Genomic DNA, 15493 nt, shown 5'->3' on the forward strand with positions numbered 1-15493 from the left:
GCATGAACTTTGCCATGATAACCACCATTGTGGGCGGTACCGTGGGCGGTTACATCTCGTATGCCGGGGCGCATCGCCTGTTAGATAAAGGCATGACTGGCGTCGAAAATATTGCAGCGGTTTCCTCTGCGGCAACTAAAGGTATCCTGGTCGTAGGATTAATGCGTTACGTACTGTTCCTGGCCGTGCTGGGTGTGGTGGCAAGTGGGGTAACACTGGATATTTCCAGTCAGGTTGCAAACCCAGCCTCACAGGCATTTCAACATGCCGTTGGCAGCATTGGCGTCAGGATCTTCGGCTTTATCTTCTGGGCCGCAGCACTGACCAGCGTCATTGGCGCAGCCTACACATCAGTCAGCTTCATGACAGTGTTTAATCAGAAAATGACGGAACGCCAACGGAACATCGCGACCATTATATTTATCGCCGTTTCATTGGTGGTTTATCTGCTGTTGGGCACAGCACCTGCGGCACTGCTGGTCTTTGCCGGCGGCTTCAACGGCCTGATTTTACCTATTGGCCTGACTATTTTTGTTTACGTGGGCTGGAAACGAGCCGACTTGATGTCGGGTTATAAATATCCACGCTGGCTGCTTTGGTCGGGGCTAGTTACCTGTGCGCTGACCTGGTACATGGGCGCGCTCTCCGTTGGCGCTATTTTCAATTTCCTGAAAGTTGTCTGAGGAAAAGCACATGTTAAGAACGATTGATCTCAATAGCGATTTGGGCGAAAGCTTCGGGCAGTGGAGCATGGGCGACGATGCCGCAATTCTGAAACTGGTTAGCAGCGCGAACGTGGCCTGCGGTTTTCACGCCGGTTCCCCGGCAGGCATTTTTGAAACGTTGAAAGCGGCAAAAGCGCAGAGTGTGACGGTAGGTGCGCATGTCGCCTACCCCGACCTGGTGGGATTTGGCCGCCGCAATATGGACATCGCAAGCGACGAGCTAACCGCTGATGTCATTTACCAGATTGGCGCGCTGCAAGGGCTGGCTCGCGCCGCAGGCACTAAAGTACGTTACGTCAAACCTCACGGTGCCCTCTACAACACCATTGCTTATAACGAACGCCAGGCACTGGCTGTAATCGACGGTATTCTGGCGGTTGACCCGCAGTTGCCGCTGGTTGGGCTGGCGGGTTCACCGGTGCTGCAATTGGCACAGCAAAAGGGATTGAGCACGATTGCTGAAGCCTTTGCCGACCGCGCCTATCACGCAGATGGCACGCTGGTTTCCCGTCGTGAAGCAGGGTCTGTGTTGCACGATGCTCAACAAGTGGCAGAACGTATGTTGCAATTAATAACCGAAGGTGGCGTGCAGTCCATCGAAGGCAAATTCACGCCGATTCAGGCCGAGTCCATTTGTGTGCACGGCGACAGCCCTGGTGCGATAGCCATGGCAAGCCAGATCCGTGTGTTGCTTGAGGCTCAGGGCATCGCAATTCGCTCATTCATCCCTCAGGCATAAGGAACGGCTATGACAACATTAATGAAAGCCAGCCAGCAGGCGATTACTGCCGCGCGCGAAGCACGCCTTGCTATTCGTAACGGTTTTGATAAACCCACTGCCGGAATGGCGCCTGGCATGACTCAGGCGAACATGATTTGTCTGCCGCGAGACTGGGCTTTTGATTTTCTGCTCTATGCCCAACGCAACCCGCAAAGCTGCCCGGTGCTGGATGTTATAGAAGCTGGCGGCCATCAGACGGTGCTGGCGGAAGAGGCTGATTTACGCACAGATATCCCGCGCTACCGCGTCTGGGAGCACGGCAAACTGGTGGATGAAATCACCGATGCCCGCGCAGTCTGGGAAATGCACCCCGATTTAGTCACCTTTTTGATCGGTTGCAGCTTTACCTTTGAAACGCCGCTGCGGGAAGCGGGTATCGACGTGCGCCATATTACCGATGCCTGCAACGTGCCCATGTATAAAACCAATCGTCTTTGCCGCCCGGCGGGCCGCTTGCAAGGTGAGTTAGTCGTTTCCATGCGCCCTATCCCGGCTGATCGAGTGGCTGATGCGGTGATGATCAGTGGCCGCTTCCCGGCGGTACACGGAGCACCGGTTCATATTGGCGAGCCGCATCTGCTGGGTATCAGTGATATTTCTCGCCCTGACTTTGGCGACCCGGTACGTATTGAGCCCGGTGAAATCCCGGTGTTCTGGGCATGTGGCGTTACGCCGCAGGCAGCAGTCATGAAATCTGCTGTGCCTTTTGCCCTTAGCCACGCACCAGGCCACATGTTTATTACCGATGTTCCCGATGCCGCCTGGCAGGGAGCGTGAAGTGAGATTTTTAGCCGTAAACCTCAGCAGCTTCCTGGTAGAACTCGCCTCACTTGACGACACGCTGGCACTTTTTGATGCGCTCAGTGCATTTCCAGAAAAAGGAATAGAAGAAATTATCCCGGCAGCACGCACGCTCCTGATTCGCTATCACCCCCTGCAAACCAGCATGGCGCAGCTCGCAGAAAAAATATCGCAGCGGCGTTTGACGCAACACGGCAGCCGCAGTGGCCCATTGGTGACTATCCCCGTGAACTATAACGGCGAAGATCTTCCCGCTGTTGCTGAACTGATGGGCGTCGACATTCAGGAAGTTATCCGTCGCCACCAGGAATCAGTCTGGAACGTTGCGTTCACCGGCTTTGCTCCTGGTTTTGCCTATATGGTTTCAGACACAGGCGGCTGGCAAATTCCGCGTCGCAGTACACCGCGCACGCGTATCCCCGCAGGTTCTGTGGCACTTGCTGGAGAGTTCAGCGGGATTTATCCGCAAGCCAGCCCTGGCGGTTGGCAACTCATCGGCCAGACTGAATTACACATGTGGGATTTGGCTCGCGAGCAGCCCGCACTGCTGTTGCCTGGCAGCCAGGTTCAGTTTGTTGATAGTGATGCAAAATCGACAATGATTTCACTGCCTACCAAGACCCGCCAGCACCAGCCAGTTGCAAGTGAAAGCGCAACCATGACGGTGCTTGCTACCGGGCTGCAAACAACGTGGCAAGATGACGGACGCGCCGGGAAAGCCTCTCTCGGCCTGTCGGAATCAGGCTCAATGGATAAAAATGCGCAGCACACCGCAAATCGCATTGTCGGTAACCCGAACCATTCACCCTGCCTTGAGATAACCCAGGGTGGTTTTCGAGCGAGGGCAAACGGCGATGTCGTCATCAGTATTACCGGTGCACCCTGCCCGTTAACCCTGAAAACTGCCGAAGGTGAGCGTTTCTTTGTTGAGAGCTATCGTCCACTGAATTTAGCCGCCGGAGATGAAATCCACGTTGGAACACCCACTCGCGGTTTGCGTAGCTATCTGGCGGTTCGCAGCGGGTTTGTTGTCGAGCAAATACTGGGAAGCGCTGCGCGTGACAGTCTGGCGCAGTTAGGCCCGGAGCCGATTTGTGTTGGCGATATTTTACAGACCGGTGCACATCCGCATTGCAACGCCGTTCTGCTTGATGAACTTCCCCCATCTGGGCTTCCAGCCGTGGGCGAAACAGTGACGTTAGATATTATTTCTGGGCCGCGCACCGACTGGTTTACGACTCAAGCACTTGAAAAGCTGACCGCCCAAGGCTGGCTGGTCACGCCGCAGTCTAACCGCATTGGCCTGCGTCTTGCCGGAGAACAGCGCCTGGAACGCCGCCTGCATCAGGAACTACCCAGTGAAGGCACTTGCAGCGGGTCGATTCAAGTTCCCGCCAATGGCCAGCCCGTGCTGTTTTTGCATGACCATCCGTTAACGGGCGGTTATCCGGTGATTGCCGCAGTCGCGCAATATCATCTCGATTTGGCCGGACAAATCCCTCCGGGTGCCGTCATCCGGTTTAACATCATCCAACCCTTTACTGAATTAACAGGGAGTGAAGCCAGTGACCATCGCGCCGCATAAAGTTCTGATCGCCAACCGTGGCGAAATTGCCGTTCGTATTATTCGTGCCTGCCGGGACTACGGTGCACAGTCCGTGGCGGTTTATGCTGACCCTGATGCCGACGCGATGCATGTTCAAATGGCCGATGAAGCCTGGGCGCTGCCCGGCACAAGCTCTGCGGACACCTATTTAAACATTGATGCACTGGTGGATATTGCCCTGCGCTGCGGTGCCACAATGGTACATCCTGGTTACGGTTTTCTGTCTGAACGAGCTGAGTTTGCTCGCGCCGTACAGGCCGCTGGGCTTATCTGGATTGGTCCGCAACCAGACACCATTGAAAAACTCGGCGACAAAGTACAGGCGCGAAAGATTGCGATGGAAGTGGGTGCGCCGTTGGTAAAAGGCACGTCAGACCCCGTCAATAGTGCTGCTGAAGTGCTCGATTTTGCCATCACACACGGCTTGCCGGTGGCGATTAAAGCCGCTTTTGGCGGTGGTGGGCGCGGTTTGAAAGTGGCCTGGAAACTTGAAGAAGTCGAAGAGCTTTACCTCTCCGCCACACGCGAAGCACTGAGCGCATTTGGTCGCGCCGAGTGTTATGTGGAACAGTATCTTGACCGCCCACGCCATATTGAAGCGCAGGTGATTGCCGACAAATATGGAAATGTTGTGGTACTCGGCACCCGTGATTGCTCGCTCCAGCGTCGTAACCAGAAACTGGTGGAAGAAGCCCCAGCTCCCTTTATTACCCAAAGCCTGCGTGAACAAATCCATGCAGCAGCACACGATATTTGTGCTCATGCGGGCTACAGTGGCGCAGGAACAGTCGAGTTTTTGTTAAGCCGTGATGGAACACTTTCGTTCCTCGAAGTGAACACTCGCCTCCAGGTGGAGCACCCTGTCACCGAAGAGACGACGGGGCTCGATATTGTGGTGGAACAGTTACGTATCGCCGAAGGTCTGCCACTTAGCATTCAGGCAACGCCTGCACCGCGCGGCCACTCATTTGAGTTTCGCATTAATGCAGAAGATGCCGGAAAAGGATACTTACCCACGCCTGGCAAAGTCACCGTATTCCGTGCTCCAGGCGGGCCAGGGATTCGTGTCGACAGTGGTGTTGACGCCGGTTCAAGCGTGCCCGGCAGTTATGACTCGCTAATGGCAAAACTGATTGTGACTGGCAGCACCCGCGAACAGGCGATTGCGCGCGCTCGTCGCGCTCTACGTGAGTTTGAAATTGATGGCGTCGCATCAGTGCTACCGTTCCATCGCGCGGTGATGGACGATGCCGATTTCACAAAAGAATTCGCCGTTCACACCCGCTGGATTGAAACCGATTTTGCAGGCCGCATTGAGTTTGCTCCGCGCCAAACACCTAAAACGGATGAAACCTTAACCCGCACCTGGATTGAACTTGATGGCCGTCGTGTGCAACTTGGTTTGCCCGCAAACTTGCTGCGTGGAGCAGCCTTGTCGGAGCCTGGTCACGTAGTACAAACAACCCACGAACTCGTCAATGAAACAGCGGTTGAAGCACCTATTTCTGGCCTGCTTCACAGTTGGTTGGCAGAAGAAGGCAAAGCCGTGCGGGAAGGCGAGGTTATTGCGGTAATGGAGGCCATGAAAATGGAGGTTCAGGTTGTGGCGCATCGCAGCGGAACCTTGAAACAGCACGCTGTAACCGGTCATTCAATTGAGGCTGGAAGTGCGCTGGGAGAAATTACTTAATATTATTTAAGACCCTGAGCATATCGTTGTAACAATAAAACGATATGTTCAGGTGTTTATTAGTTCAGTATTATTCCATCACACGTAATCTTTTAATTTTCGCATCTTCGTTATTATCAATGGCCGGTACCAGTGTGAAGTCAAAATTCACTTCAGTGTGTGGCTGATGGATATTACGGCTCTCGGCAATGTTGGCATCATTAATTTTAACTGGGTCGGCAATCAATTCTTCACGGGTGGCAAAAGCAAAGTCATCCCATAAGTAGGCATCACCGTTGAGGTTAATCTGCGTAGTTAGATGTTTGAAACCAGGTGCCGAGATAAAGAAATGAATATGTGCCGGGCGATTACCATGGCGGCCCAGTTCGGTTAACAATTTTTGGGTTGGGCCATCAGGCGGGCAACCATAGCCGCAAGGCACAATACTGCGCACAGCATAGCTACCATCAGCACCCGTCTGGATACGGCGGCGCAGGTTATATTGGCTTTGTGATTGATCAAAGAACGAATATCCCCCCAGCGTGTTTGCATGCCAGATATCGACAATCGCCCCAGCTACTGGCTTACCGTTCGCATCTGTCACTTTCCCGTGCAACCACATAATTTCCGATTGCTCAGTACCATCATCCATGCGGGCGTAATTCTGGCTCAGAGGTGCATTGGCGACATACAGCGGCCCTTCGATGGTCCGTGGCGTGCCCACTTCATTCCCGGCGGCGGCTTCTTTTTCATCAGCGCGCATATCAAGATAATGTTCCAACCCTAACCCCGCCGCCAATAATGCGGCCTCTTTGCGCTCGCCTAATTCATTCAGATAATTCACTGCCAGCCAAAATTCTTCATCGGTAATATCGAACTTCTTAATCGAATGACAAATATCACCGAGCAACTGATGCATAATTGATTTAAAACGCTCGTTGCCTTGAAGGGAAACTAAGCCACTGCTAACGGCAAGTAATTTTTCTAACTCAGATGTTTTTACCGGATTAACTGACATTGTTTATTCCTCACTGTAGGGTAATTATTATTTTCTGGTGTAAAACTTCAGTTTATCTTCGTCGATTTCGATGCCCAATCCGGGGCCCTGCGGTAATGTGACTTGCCCGTGGCTGTATTCCAGCGGGCGTACCACAATGTCATCCTTGAGCAACAATGGACCGAACATCTCTGTCCCCCACTGCATTTTTACTGTCGACCAGGCGTGCAATGAAGCGACTGTACCTAATGTGCCTTCCAGCATCGTGCCGCCATACAGCCCAATGCCTGCCGCCTGCGCCACGTGTGCGAGTTTAAGCGCCTGCACCGGACCGCCTGCTTTGGCAATTTTAAGCGCCCAGGCTCCAGTGAATCCGCCACTCGCCAGTGCATAACCATCGTGGCTGGTCGCCACGGCTTCATCCGCGAGAATTGGAATGGAAAAACGCTGGCTCAGATTAATTAAACCTTGCCTGTCCCACAGCCCAGTTGGCTGCTCCACCAGGTCGATTCCACCTTCCTGCAACTGCGCCAACCCTTTGATAGCCGTGCTGAGATCCCATGCCTGGTTCACATCAACACGAATGCTGACATCACTGCCAAGAGCGTTTTTAATCGCCAGCGTATGACGAATATCCACATCAAGCCCGCGCGCACCAATCTTGAGTTTGAAGGTATTGTGTCGCCCTTCTGCCAGTAGGCGCTTTCCTTCTTCAATGTCCTTCTCTGTATCGCCACTGGCCAGCGTCCAGAGCACAGGAAGACGCTGAGTGAGTGCCCCGCCCAGCAGGTCACTGACCGGCAATCCCAGCGCTTTGCCTTGTGCATCAAGAAATGCAGTTTCCAGCGCTGATTTTGCAAAGGTATTTCCCTTCACGCTGGCGTTCATGGTTTCCGCAAGCGTTGCTACACCGTTAAACGTCTTTCCGCACAGCAATGGTGCCAGATAGGCCTCAATGGCAGATTTAATGGCTTCCGGGCTTTCTGAGCCATAGCTCAAACCACCGATAGTGGTCGCCTCGCCCCATCCGACAACCCCCTGCGCACACGTCATTTTGATGATGGTCAACGTCTGGCATCCCATGGTTGCCATCGACAGTTTATGCGGACGAATGGTGGGGATATCCACAAGGCTGCAAGAAATTGACTCAATCGTGAGACTCATTGACGACTCCTGGAGTTAAACGAGGCATGACAGATTGGCTTGCAGACGAGTCTTGTGATGGCAAACTCCACAGCGCAATCCAGGCCACTAGCGCATAGCCAATCAGCAATAATGAAACAGGCCAGTAAGCATCAAATTCAATCAGCAACGCTACCGCCAGCATCGGCCCCAGCCCGCCAGAAAAAATAGATCCCACTTCATGCCCCAGTGCCAGCCCTGAATAGCGCACTCGCACCGGGAAGAGATCACTCATGATGCATGGCTGTGTGCCAATCATCGCGCCATGGCAAACCGGTAACCCCAGCAGCATCGCCACCATAATCCAGCCATAATCGCCGGTAGAAAGTAGCCAGAAGAAAGGGAAAGCCATCACCAACAGGCCAATCACACCAATGTAGTAAACAGGCTTCAGGCCGATGCGGTCAGACAGCATCCCCCAGAACAGAATCGAGAAAAACTCCACCAGCATGGCGAGCGTCACCGCACTGATAATGATGCCGGTACTGATGCCAATGTGTTTGGCATACACCACCGAGAAGGTGAAAAAGATATAGGACGCGCCATTTTCGGGTAAACGCAGCGCAATGGCCTGTAGCAATGCCTTGCGGTGATCGCGAATCAGGACAACCAGGGGGATTTTTTCGTGTTTTTCTTGTGGCTTTGCCTGCTGGAATGTCTGACTTTCACGGATGTTTTTACGAATATAAACACCCACCAGAAAAATCAGCAGACTCAATAAAAACGGTACGCGCCAACCCCAGCTCATAAAAGAGGATTCCGGCAGTTTCTGCACCAGATAAAAGGCAAACGCAGATAAGACAAAACCGCCCGACACGCCCATCTGACTCCATGCTGTGTAGAAACCGCGTCGTGTCGGTGGTGCGTTTTCACTTAACATTAATACGCCGCCGCCCCACTCCCCGCCCGATGCCACACCCTGTAAAAAACGCAGGCTGATTAACGATATCGGGGCCCAAATTCCAACCTGGGCATAAACCGGAAGCAGACCAATGACGAAGGTAGTCGCCCCCATTAGCGTCAGAGTCATGATAAGCGTCATCTTACGGCTGTAGCGATCGCCCAGATGCCCGAAGACAATCCCACCCAACGGGCGGGCCAGAAAGCCCACCGCAAACCCTGAAAACGCCAGCAATGTTCCCTGTAGTGGGTCGCCCCCAACCGGGAAGAATAAAGGGCCAAACACCAGTGCCGCAGCTGTCCCGTACAGAAAGAAGTCATACCATTCCAGCGCATTGCCAAACACAGATGCGATGATAAGTTTGCGCATTTGTTTTGCATCGTGCGGAGCAGCCGTAGAGGCCTGCGCATTTTTTTCCGCGATATCACTCATGAAGCGTTACCTCGTTGGTTGAATTTCCGCTTACGCTTTAACATCGTCGCCGATGGTGTGGTAACGACGGTTAAAATAGACCAACCCGCGTGGCTGCTCGCTGATACGAACCGCCTGCACCTGGCAGTAAAAGACCGTATGGCTGCCCACTTCATGGCAGGTATCAATGATGCAATCGAAGCTTGCGACCGATGAGCTTAAAACCGGTGCACCGCTGGCCAGCACCTGCCAGTTGTCATACCCAAAGCGTTGTTCTGAACGCAAACTGGCATTGGCGAAAACCCCTGATAAATCCTGATGTTCACCGGAAAGCACGTTGACGCATAACGTGCCGTTTTGTTTGAAATGGTCATTCGCGAAGGAGTGGCGATTCATACAAACCAACAACGTTGGGGGCTGGTCTGTCACGCTGCATACGGCTGAAGCCGTAAAGCCGAACTTACCCGCCGGGCCATCTGTTGTGATAACAGATACCGCACTCCCAAGTTGTGCCATCGCATTTCGAAACTCTGTTTGCAGTGTCATGAGATATTCCTTACAAATCGATAATCAAACGGGCGCTTTTCGCACGGGAACAACACAGCAGGATTTGGTCGCCATCGGCTTTTTCGTCATCCGTCAGGTAGCTATCGCGATGATCCGGCTCCCCTTCCAGCACGTTAGTCAGGCAACTGCCACAAATCCCCTGCTTGCAGGAAACACACACTTTCAGCCCTGCGAGTGCCAGAGCCTCGACGATGCTTTGGTTTTCAGCCACCTGAACGGTTATCCCGCTGGTTGCCGCCACCACTTCAAAAGCCGCGCCTTGAATTTGTACGTCTGCGCTAAAACACTCCTGATGAACATGATCAGGTTGGTATCCCAGGCTATTCGCCTGTTCATTCACCGCATCCATCAACCGTGTTGGTCCGCAAACATAAACATGAGTATTCGCCGGAACATCACACAGCACCGAGTGCAGGTTTAAACGCTGCTCATCGCTAAAATGCAGATGTACATTGTCCGCGTATGGCGCATTTTGCAGTTGAGCGATAAACGCGGCTTGCGCACGCGTTCGCGCCGAGTAATGCAGGGAAAATGAACGCCCAGCGGCATGCAGTTCTGCGGCCATCGCGAGCATCGGCGTCACACCAATCCCACCGCCAATCAGCAAGCTGTGTGTTCCGCGTGAGTCCAAAGCAAACAAATTGCGTGGCACACTGACCTGAACCTCGTCGCCTTCACGCAAGGTATGCGCCGCCAGTGAACCGCCCTGGGATTTGCTGTCTTTCAGGATGCCCAACTGGTAGTGATGGCGATCTTTCGGGCTACTGCACAGCGAATAGGGGCGCACCAAATCTTGCGTCAGATGCAGGTCGATATGCGCACCGGCACTAAATTGCGGCAGCTCAATACCATCTGCATGGGCCAGCGTCAGCAGCACTACGTCACCTTGCAACTCGCGTCTGATAATTTGTAATGTCAGCAGCATGTTGGCTCCTTAACGCATAAACAGGCCACCGTTGATGTCCCAGGTTGCCCCGGTGACAAACGATGCCTGTGGTGAAGCCAGCAATGCCACAACGTGCGCGACAAACTCAGCCTCGCCCAATTTACCGACCGGGATCATTTGTAATAACCCAGCCATTTTATCTTCCGGAACCAGCGCATGAACCGAGGGTAAATCCAATGGTCCTGGCGCAATCGCGTTGACCGTGACACCGGATTTACTGAGCTCGCGGGCGAATATTTTGGTCAGCGTCAAAATGCCGCCTTTGGAAGCGGCGTAATGCGCACCCGAGGCAGTGCCGCCGTTTTGTCCGGCCAGTGACGCAAGGTTGATAATGCGGCCATAACCTTGTTTGGCGAAGTAGCGCCCCATCGTCTGGCAGCCGACAAACGTGCCGCGCAAATTGGTCGAAATAACGCGATCAAACTCCTCAACGTCAATATCCATAACGGGGGTTGCCAGCGTCAGCGCGGCGTTGTTCACCAGCACGTCGAGCCTGCCAAAATGGTCGATGGTTACCGCCAGCGCTCGCTCAAAATCTTGCGGCTGGCGAATATCCAGACCTACGGCCAGCACCTTCCCCTGGCCGTTATCCAGACTGTCTGCCGCCTGCTGCGCCCGTTCGATGTTCACATCCGACAACACAACCTGGAACCCTTGCTCCAGAAGATTTGCGGCGATGACATTTCCCAGTCCGGCGGCCGCGCCAGTGACTAATACGGTTTGTGTCATAAGAGGTTCCTCAGAGGATGTAACCAATGCTGTGCAGGACATCATCGCTATTGATCAAACGGATCACTTTTTGTTTGATAAGCAACGTGTCGCCCTGCGGTTGCAGGTGCCAGGTGATGTCTGCTGCGTAGTGGCGGCTGTTGCCTTTTCGATGTTCCCAAAGTGACTGAGCACCCCGCACCACAATCAATTCATCCTGTGATTCGAGCAGACGAAAACGCGACAGTGTTCTGAGCGTTCTGGCTCGCGGAGTGGTCGAAATCGATTCGCCGCTATACAGGCGTTTGACGCGTCTGGCGCGCATTTCGTGATCGTCACAGGCATAGTTCAGCGTATTTTTGAAATCCGTTTCCTGTGGATCAATCGGCACCACGTAAAGACCATCGCGCTGCCATAACTCAAGCCAGGCATTAAACTCACCTTGATCAAGCAGATCGCCTTCCAGGTTAATCAGCGACATAGCCGCAAACAGTACAGAGTCTGGCGTCGTCATTTATTCCGCCTCCGTCATCAGTTTTTTCCACATCTGGTAGGCTGCACGCATACCAGTTTCGGCGCTCACGTCGCTGCGCAAGCCATCATCGGTACGGTATTCCCCCGCCAAACCGCGATTGAGCATGATCCACAGATCATTGCCTGACGTTGCACCGCGCTGCACGCGCTCCCAGGCCTCGGAGTCGTCCGGCGTTCCAAAGCCCATCGGCCCCTGGAAATGTTCATGCAGACGCAACCTTGCCTGGTTGGCAATTTCTGGGCCACCATCCATCATGATCACCGCATGATGAATTTCGGTTTCATGTACTGAAATCGGTTGTAAGGCGCGGAAAAAGGCCATCGAACAGGCGATGTTAGGGAAAAGATTGAGGTTAAAGCCGGATCCACCAACGGCACGGACAATGCGTCGCACCTGCTGTTCGTCATGCTCAAGACGCAGGGCATCGGCCAGTTCGGTAAAGCGTTCAGGGATCGGCGCATCGAGGTTAGCGTCCAGATCCACAAGTTCTGGGATCATCACCATCACACTGTGGCCATTACCCAAATCTTCGACATAGCCACTGCCGTCAACAAAGTTGAGCATCTGTTCGGTCTGCTTATCGACAGAACTCAGGAAGGAACGATGCACAACCGGGAAGTGATAACCGTCAGTGGTATTTTCCAGTTGGATTTTCCAGTTGCCTGGGAAGCGGAAGCGGTGTGCAGGCCCGGTCTTAATAGGAAAACCTGCGCCCTGCTTCATAAACAGGTCCATCCATTTTTTTGCCGGACCGAGGAAATCGACCAGCGGTTCAATGTGCTCATTGAAGGTCGCAAAAATCATGCCTGCATATTGTTCAGTACGCAGTGACACCAGCCCCAGCTCGCCTTTTTCCAGCTGATCGGCATAGCTTTCTGGATGCGGAATGCCACGCAAACTGCCATCCAGCGCGTAGCCCCAACCGTGGTACGGGCACACAAAGCTGTTGGTTTTACCGGTGCGATGTTCGCAAACGGTGGCAGCACGGTGGCGACAGCGGTTTAGTAGCGTGTGGACAGTCCCTTTACGGTCACGCACCACGATAACCGGCTGCGTACCAATTTCTGTGGTTTTAAAACTCCCGGTTTCAGGGATTTCGCTACTGTGCGCCACCCAAACCCAGGTTTTACTAAAAATACGATCCAGTTCAAGCTTGAACAGCTCGTCTGAGTTATAGAGCGAAGTGTGAACCCGGTCGTGCTGAACCAGGGCCGCAATTTCCGCGCAATCAGGAACCGTTGCCGCCGTGGTATCAATATTCTTGATGTTGATGATGTTGTCGCAATGCATGTCCAATCTCCTGCACGTATTCGGCTGTCTATTTTTGGTCAGGTACCGGCAATTCATCCGCAGCATGCCAATGGTCTACGGGCCGGCTGAACAGGTTGCGCGTGGTAAAATGTTGGATACTCATACCGCTTTCTTCGCGGCGGAATTTCACGATAATTTCTGCGGCGTTCAGATGGGCACCTCCGGCGCTAAAGGCTGAGGTTTGCAGCATCAGCCAGCGGCCACGCAGTTCACCGTCTGCCAACTGGCTGATGGCTTCAGAACACAGAAAATGGGCGTTCATCGCAAAATGCGCAGGGGTTCGTACATAGCCGGCCATCATGTCTACAATGGCCTTTCGCCCCTGATGTCTCCCCAGTCGTGTTGCGTAAGGTTCGCCCACACCTTCCCAGCAAGCATCAGCGGTAAACAGCGCCCCGATTGCCTGTACCGTTTCGGCACTCTCAAGGTTGTCGCACAACCGCATGTAGTTGCTGATACAAACCCTTGCTGCCTGCTGGTCTTCGAGCTGCCGTAAACGCAGCACATCCTGTGAAGTCATCATTGCCCCCGTTAGCCCTGAATAATCAGTTCACGCCCAACGCGCGCTTCAATCTTGCAGTACTTCCATAACTTGCTGCTGTCGCCGACAGGCGTGGTACGGAACAGGTTGCAAACCGCGGCAACGTTTTCCAGTGCATCGGCATCGGCCAGGATATAGGTCGTCCATGGTGCGGTTGTTGACGGGCCAACCATTAGTTGGTCGTCATCCATATTGCCAATAACGCGAATTCCAGGCGTTTCCTCGACCCCTTTCATCATTACGCCAAAGGCGCCCCACACTTGTTTCGCCTCAACTGGGCTTGCATCAAAAAAGTTCTGATTCACGCCGATGCAAAACAGCACACGCAATTTATTTGTCTGGCTCATCTGTTGCTCCTTAAGGAAAAATCACAAGTAACCCGGCAGCGGTTTACCGCCGAAAAAGACCGTACCGGCATTGATATAAGAGAGGTCGCCCATAAAGGCGTGTTGCGTAATCACCATGGTGTCGCGCACATAGCGCTGAAGTGGGCTCGTCATCGTGACGCCTCCCATACCATTGAGTGCCAACGCCTGGCGGGCCACGTCTGCCGCTACGCGAGTGACGTGAGTTGACGACAGGCGTAAGGCATTGATCTGTTCCTGATTTGCTTCATCCCCCGCCAATAAACGCTGCCAGACATCCTCTATCGCTTCATAGAACCAGGAACGCGCTGAACGCAGTTCTGCTTCGCAGCGGGCAATTTGCATTTGCGCCTGAGGTCTGTCGGCGAGGCGTGGTGCCCCGGTAACGGATTGCTGACGATGGGCGATAACATAGATTTCATTGAGTGCCGCCCGAGCGATGCCGAGCGCAACCACCGACAAAACCTGGGTTGCGAGAGAAAGCACCGGATAGCGATAAAGCGGCCCTTCCAGATTCAGTGCGCCGCCGCGAATAAAGGTCCATTCCTGCGGGACAAACGTGTCGTTGACCAGCAAGTCGTGGCTACCCGTTCCGGCCAGCCCCACGGTATTCCAGACCGGATCGATATGAATACTTTCGCGTGGCAGCACTGCCATACGAGGCAAGGACTGCTCGCCGTCCGGTTGGATACCCACGCCAAACACCGATGCGCCCATACTGCCGCTGGCAAAACTCCAGCGCCCACTGACGCGATAACCGCCATCGGCCTGCTGCGCTTTATGTGTCGGATAAATGCCTCCTGCGAACACCACATCTGGCCCATCGCGGTACAACTCTTTCAACGTATCCGGTGGCAAGGCTCCGAGATAAAACGGGCTCATGCCAAAACTGGCAACCCAACCTGCCGAACCATCAGCCGTGGCTATCTGCTCAATCAGTTCGCAAAACTGAGCCGGGGAACACTCATCACCACCGTAAATTTTCGGCACCAGCGCGCGATAAACACCCACCTGTTGAAAACGGGCGATAATGTCTTCGGAAATATGACGCTGATGCTCAAAATCAGCGCTACGAGTAGTCACTTCACTCAGTAGCGAAACAAGCTCTTCACGAACGTTTACGACAGACATAGCTCACTCCCAAATAGGATTTTCAACTTGAAAAAAAGCTGCACGAAGCCGCAATGAGACGAACTCATTGAGTTTTCAGTTAACGGTAATGACGGACGAAAAAGGTGGCGGTTAGTTGTGTCGTCGCCGTTCGAACCACTCTGCAGCCTGGATTAACAAGCCCTCGCACCCTTTGGCTGCCACCAGTTGCAATGCCACCGGGCGACCATGAAGTTCACCAATGGGTAGAGTCAGAGCTGGGTGACCACTGAGATTAAAAGGCCGTACCAGGCGAGTCAGGTTAACCACACTGAGCGGGTCTTCTGCTTCTTGCAGC

Annotated in this window: 15 protein-coding genes and 2 pseudogenes; 5 read left to right on the forward strand and 12 right to left on the reverse strand. The window is 53.6% G+C overall.

All coding sequences use genetic code 11. From position 1 onward, the window contains the following. The 5 genes and pseudogenes from FH968_RS22655 to FH968_RS22675 all read left to right on the forward strand — a co-directional run. Positions 1-683 (forward strand): annotated as a pseudogene (locus FH968_RS22655) (divalent metal cation transporter); the annotation flags it as partial. Between the two features lie 10 nt (positions 684-693). Further along, on the forward strand, positions 694-1464 hold the full coding sequence (locus FH968_RS22660) for a LamB/YcsF family protein (RefSeq protein WP_139883605.1): 771 nt from the start codon (positions 694-696) through the stop codon (positions 1462-1464). 9 nt (positions 1465-1473) lie between these two features. Further along, positions 1474-2283 (forward strand): putative hydro-lyase, encoded by an 810-nt coding sequence (locus FH968_RS22665; protein ID WP_139883608.1) that lies wholly within the window; start codon positions 1474-1476, stop codon positions 2281-2283. 1 nt (position 2284) lies between these two features. Then, positions 2285-3892, forward strand: coding sequence for an urea amidolyase family protein (locus tag FH968_RS22670; protein WP_139883610.1), 1608 nt, complete (start codon positions 2285-2287; stop codon positions 3890-3892). Next, positions 3873-5603, forward strand: coding sequence for a biotin carboxylase N-terminal domain-containing protein (locus FH968_RS22675; protein ID WP_139883612.1), 1731 nt, complete (start codon positions 3873-3875; stop codon positions 5601-5603). Before FH968_RS22670 ends, FH968_RS22675 begins: the two co-directional genes overlap by 20 nt. Before the next feature lie 70 nt (positions 5604-5673). Here the strand turns inward: FH968_RS22675 and catA are convergent, their stop codons facing one another. The 12 genes and pseudogenes from catA to FH968_RS22735 all read right to left on the reverse strand — a co-directional run. Continuing rightward, a complete protein-coding gene (gene catA / locus FH968_RS22680; protein ID WP_139883614.1) occupies positions 5674-6600 on the reverse strand; it encodes a catechol 1,2-dioxygenase in 927 nt (308 codons plus the stop codon). 27 nt (positions 6601-6627) lie between these two features. Continuing rightward, complete coding sequence (locus FH968_RS22685) at positions 6628-7743, reverse strand: muconate/chloromuconate family cycloisomerase (RefSeq protein WP_139883616.1); 1116 nt, start codon at positions 7741-7743, stop codon at positions 6628-6630. Next, a complete protein-coding gene (locus tag FH968_RS22690) occupies positions 7727-9031 on the reverse strand; it encodes an MFS transporter (protein WP_223271371.1) in 1305 nt (434 codons plus the stop codon). Before FH968_RS22690 ends, FH968_RS22685 begins: the two co-directional genes overlap by 17 nt. A 93-nt stretch (positions 9032-9124) precedes the next feature. Next, positions 9125-9619 carry a flavin reductase gene (locus FH968_RS22695; protein WP_139883618.1) on the reverse strand — a complete coding sequence of 165 codons (495 nt, stop codon included), beginning with the start codon at positions 9617-9619 and terminating at the stop codon, positions 9125-9127. Between the two features lie 10 nt (positions 9620-9629). Next, positions 9630-10565: a PDR/VanB family oxidoreductase gene (locus FH968_RS22700; protein ID WP_223271369.1), complete on the reverse strand. Its 936-nt coding sequence runs from the start codon at positions 10563-10565 to the stop codon at positions 9630-9632. A gap of 9 nt (positions 10566-10574) precedes the next feature. Then, a complete protein-coding gene (locus tag FH968_RS22705) occupies positions 10575-11315 on the reverse strand; it encodes an SDR family NAD(P)-dependent oxidoreductase (RefSeq protein WP_139883620.1) in 741 nt (246 codons plus the stop codon). Between the two features lie 10 nt (positions 11316-11325). Next, a complete protein-coding gene (locus FH968_RS22710; protein WP_139883622.1) occupies positions 11326-11808 on the reverse strand; it encodes an aromatic-ring-hydroxylating dioxygenase subunit beta in 483 nt (160 codons plus the stop codon). Next, complete coding sequence (locus tag FH968_RS22715) at positions 11809-13119, reverse strand: Rieske 2Fe-2S domain-containing protein (RefSeq protein ID WP_139883624.1); 1311 nt, start codon at positions 13117-13119, stop codon at positions 11809-11811. Positions 13120-13147: 28 nt separating this feature from the next. Further along, positions 13148-13663 carry a nuclear transport factor 2 family protein gene (locus FH968_RS22720; protein ID WP_223271370.1) on the reverse strand — a complete coding sequence of 172 codons (516 nt, stop codon included), beginning with the start codon at positions 13661-13663 and terminating at the stop codon, positions 13148-13150. Positions 13664-13671: 8 nt separating this feature from the next. Beyond that, entirely contained in the window at positions 13672-14028 is a 357-nt protein-coding gene (locus FH968_RS22725; protein ID WP_139883626.1) for an IacB protein, read from the reverse strand. A gap of 21 nt (positions 14029-14049) precedes the next feature. Continuing rightward, positions 14050-15177, reverse strand: coding sequence for an acyl-CoA dehydrogenase family protein (locus tag FH968_RS22730; protein WP_139883628.1), 1128 nt, complete (start codon positions 15175-15177; stop codon positions 14050-14052). Positions 15178-15288: 111 nt separating this feature from the next. Beyond that, a pseudogene (locus FH968_RS22735) lies at positions 15289-15493 on the reverse strand (amidase family protein); the annotation flags it as partial.

The sequence above is a fragment of the Buttiauxella sp. B2 genome (genome assembly GCF_006376615.1).
GTDB lineage: Bacteria > Pseudomonadota > Gammaproteobacteria > Enterobacterales > Enterobacteriaceae > Buttiauxella.

Coding starts and splice junctions, on each gene's coding strand:
- FH968_RS22660 (WP_139883605.1), top strand. CDS start 694: ATGTTAAGAACGATTGATCTCAATAGCGATTTGGGCGAAAGCTTCGGG.
- FH968_RS22665 (WP_139883608.1), top strand. CDS start 1,474: ATGACAACATTAATGAAAGCCAGCCAGCAGGCGATTACTGCCGCGCGC.
- catA (WP_139883614.1), bottom strand. CDS start 6,600: ATGTCAGTTAATCCGGTAAAAACATCTGAGTTAGAAAAATTACTTGCC.
- FH968_RS22685 (WP_139883616.1), bottom strand. CDS start 7,743: ATGAGTCTCACGATTGAGTCAATTTCTTGCAGCCTTGTGGATATCCCC.
- FH968_RS22690 (WP_223271371.1), bottom strand. CDS start 9,031: ATGCGCAAACTTATCATCGCATCTGTGTTTGGCAATGCGCTGGAATGG.
- FH968_RS22695 (WP_139883618.1), bottom strand. CDS start 9,619: ATGACACTGCAAACAGAGTTTCGAAATGCGATGGCACAACTTGGGAGT.
- FH968_RS22700 (WP_223271369.1), bottom strand. CDS start 10,565: ATGCTGCTGACATTACAAATTATCAGACGCGAGTTGCAAGGTGACGTA.
- FH968_RS22705 (WP_139883620.1), bottom strand. CDS start 11,315: ATGACACAAACCGTATTAGTCACTGGCGCGGCCGCCGGACTGGGAAAT.
- FH968_RS22710 (WP_139883622.1), bottom strand. CDS start 11,808: ATGACGACGCCAGACTCTGTACTGTTTGCGGCTATGTCGCTGATTAAC.
- FH968_RS22715 (WP_139883624.1), bottom strand. CDS start 13,119: ATGCATTGCGACAACATCATCAACATCAAGAATATTGATACCACGGCG.
- FH968_RS22720 (WP_223271370.1), bottom strand. CDS start 13,663: ATGATGACTTCACAGGATGTGCTGCGTTTACGGCAGCTCGAAGACCAG.
- FH968_RS22725 (WP_139883626.1), bottom strand. CDS start 14,028: ATGAGCCAGACAAATAAATTGCGTGTGCTGTTTTGCATCGGCGTGAAT.
- FH968_RS22730 (WP_139883628.1), bottom strand. CDS start 15,177: ATGTCTGTCGTAAACGTTCGTGAAGAGCTTGTTTCGCTACTGAGTGAA.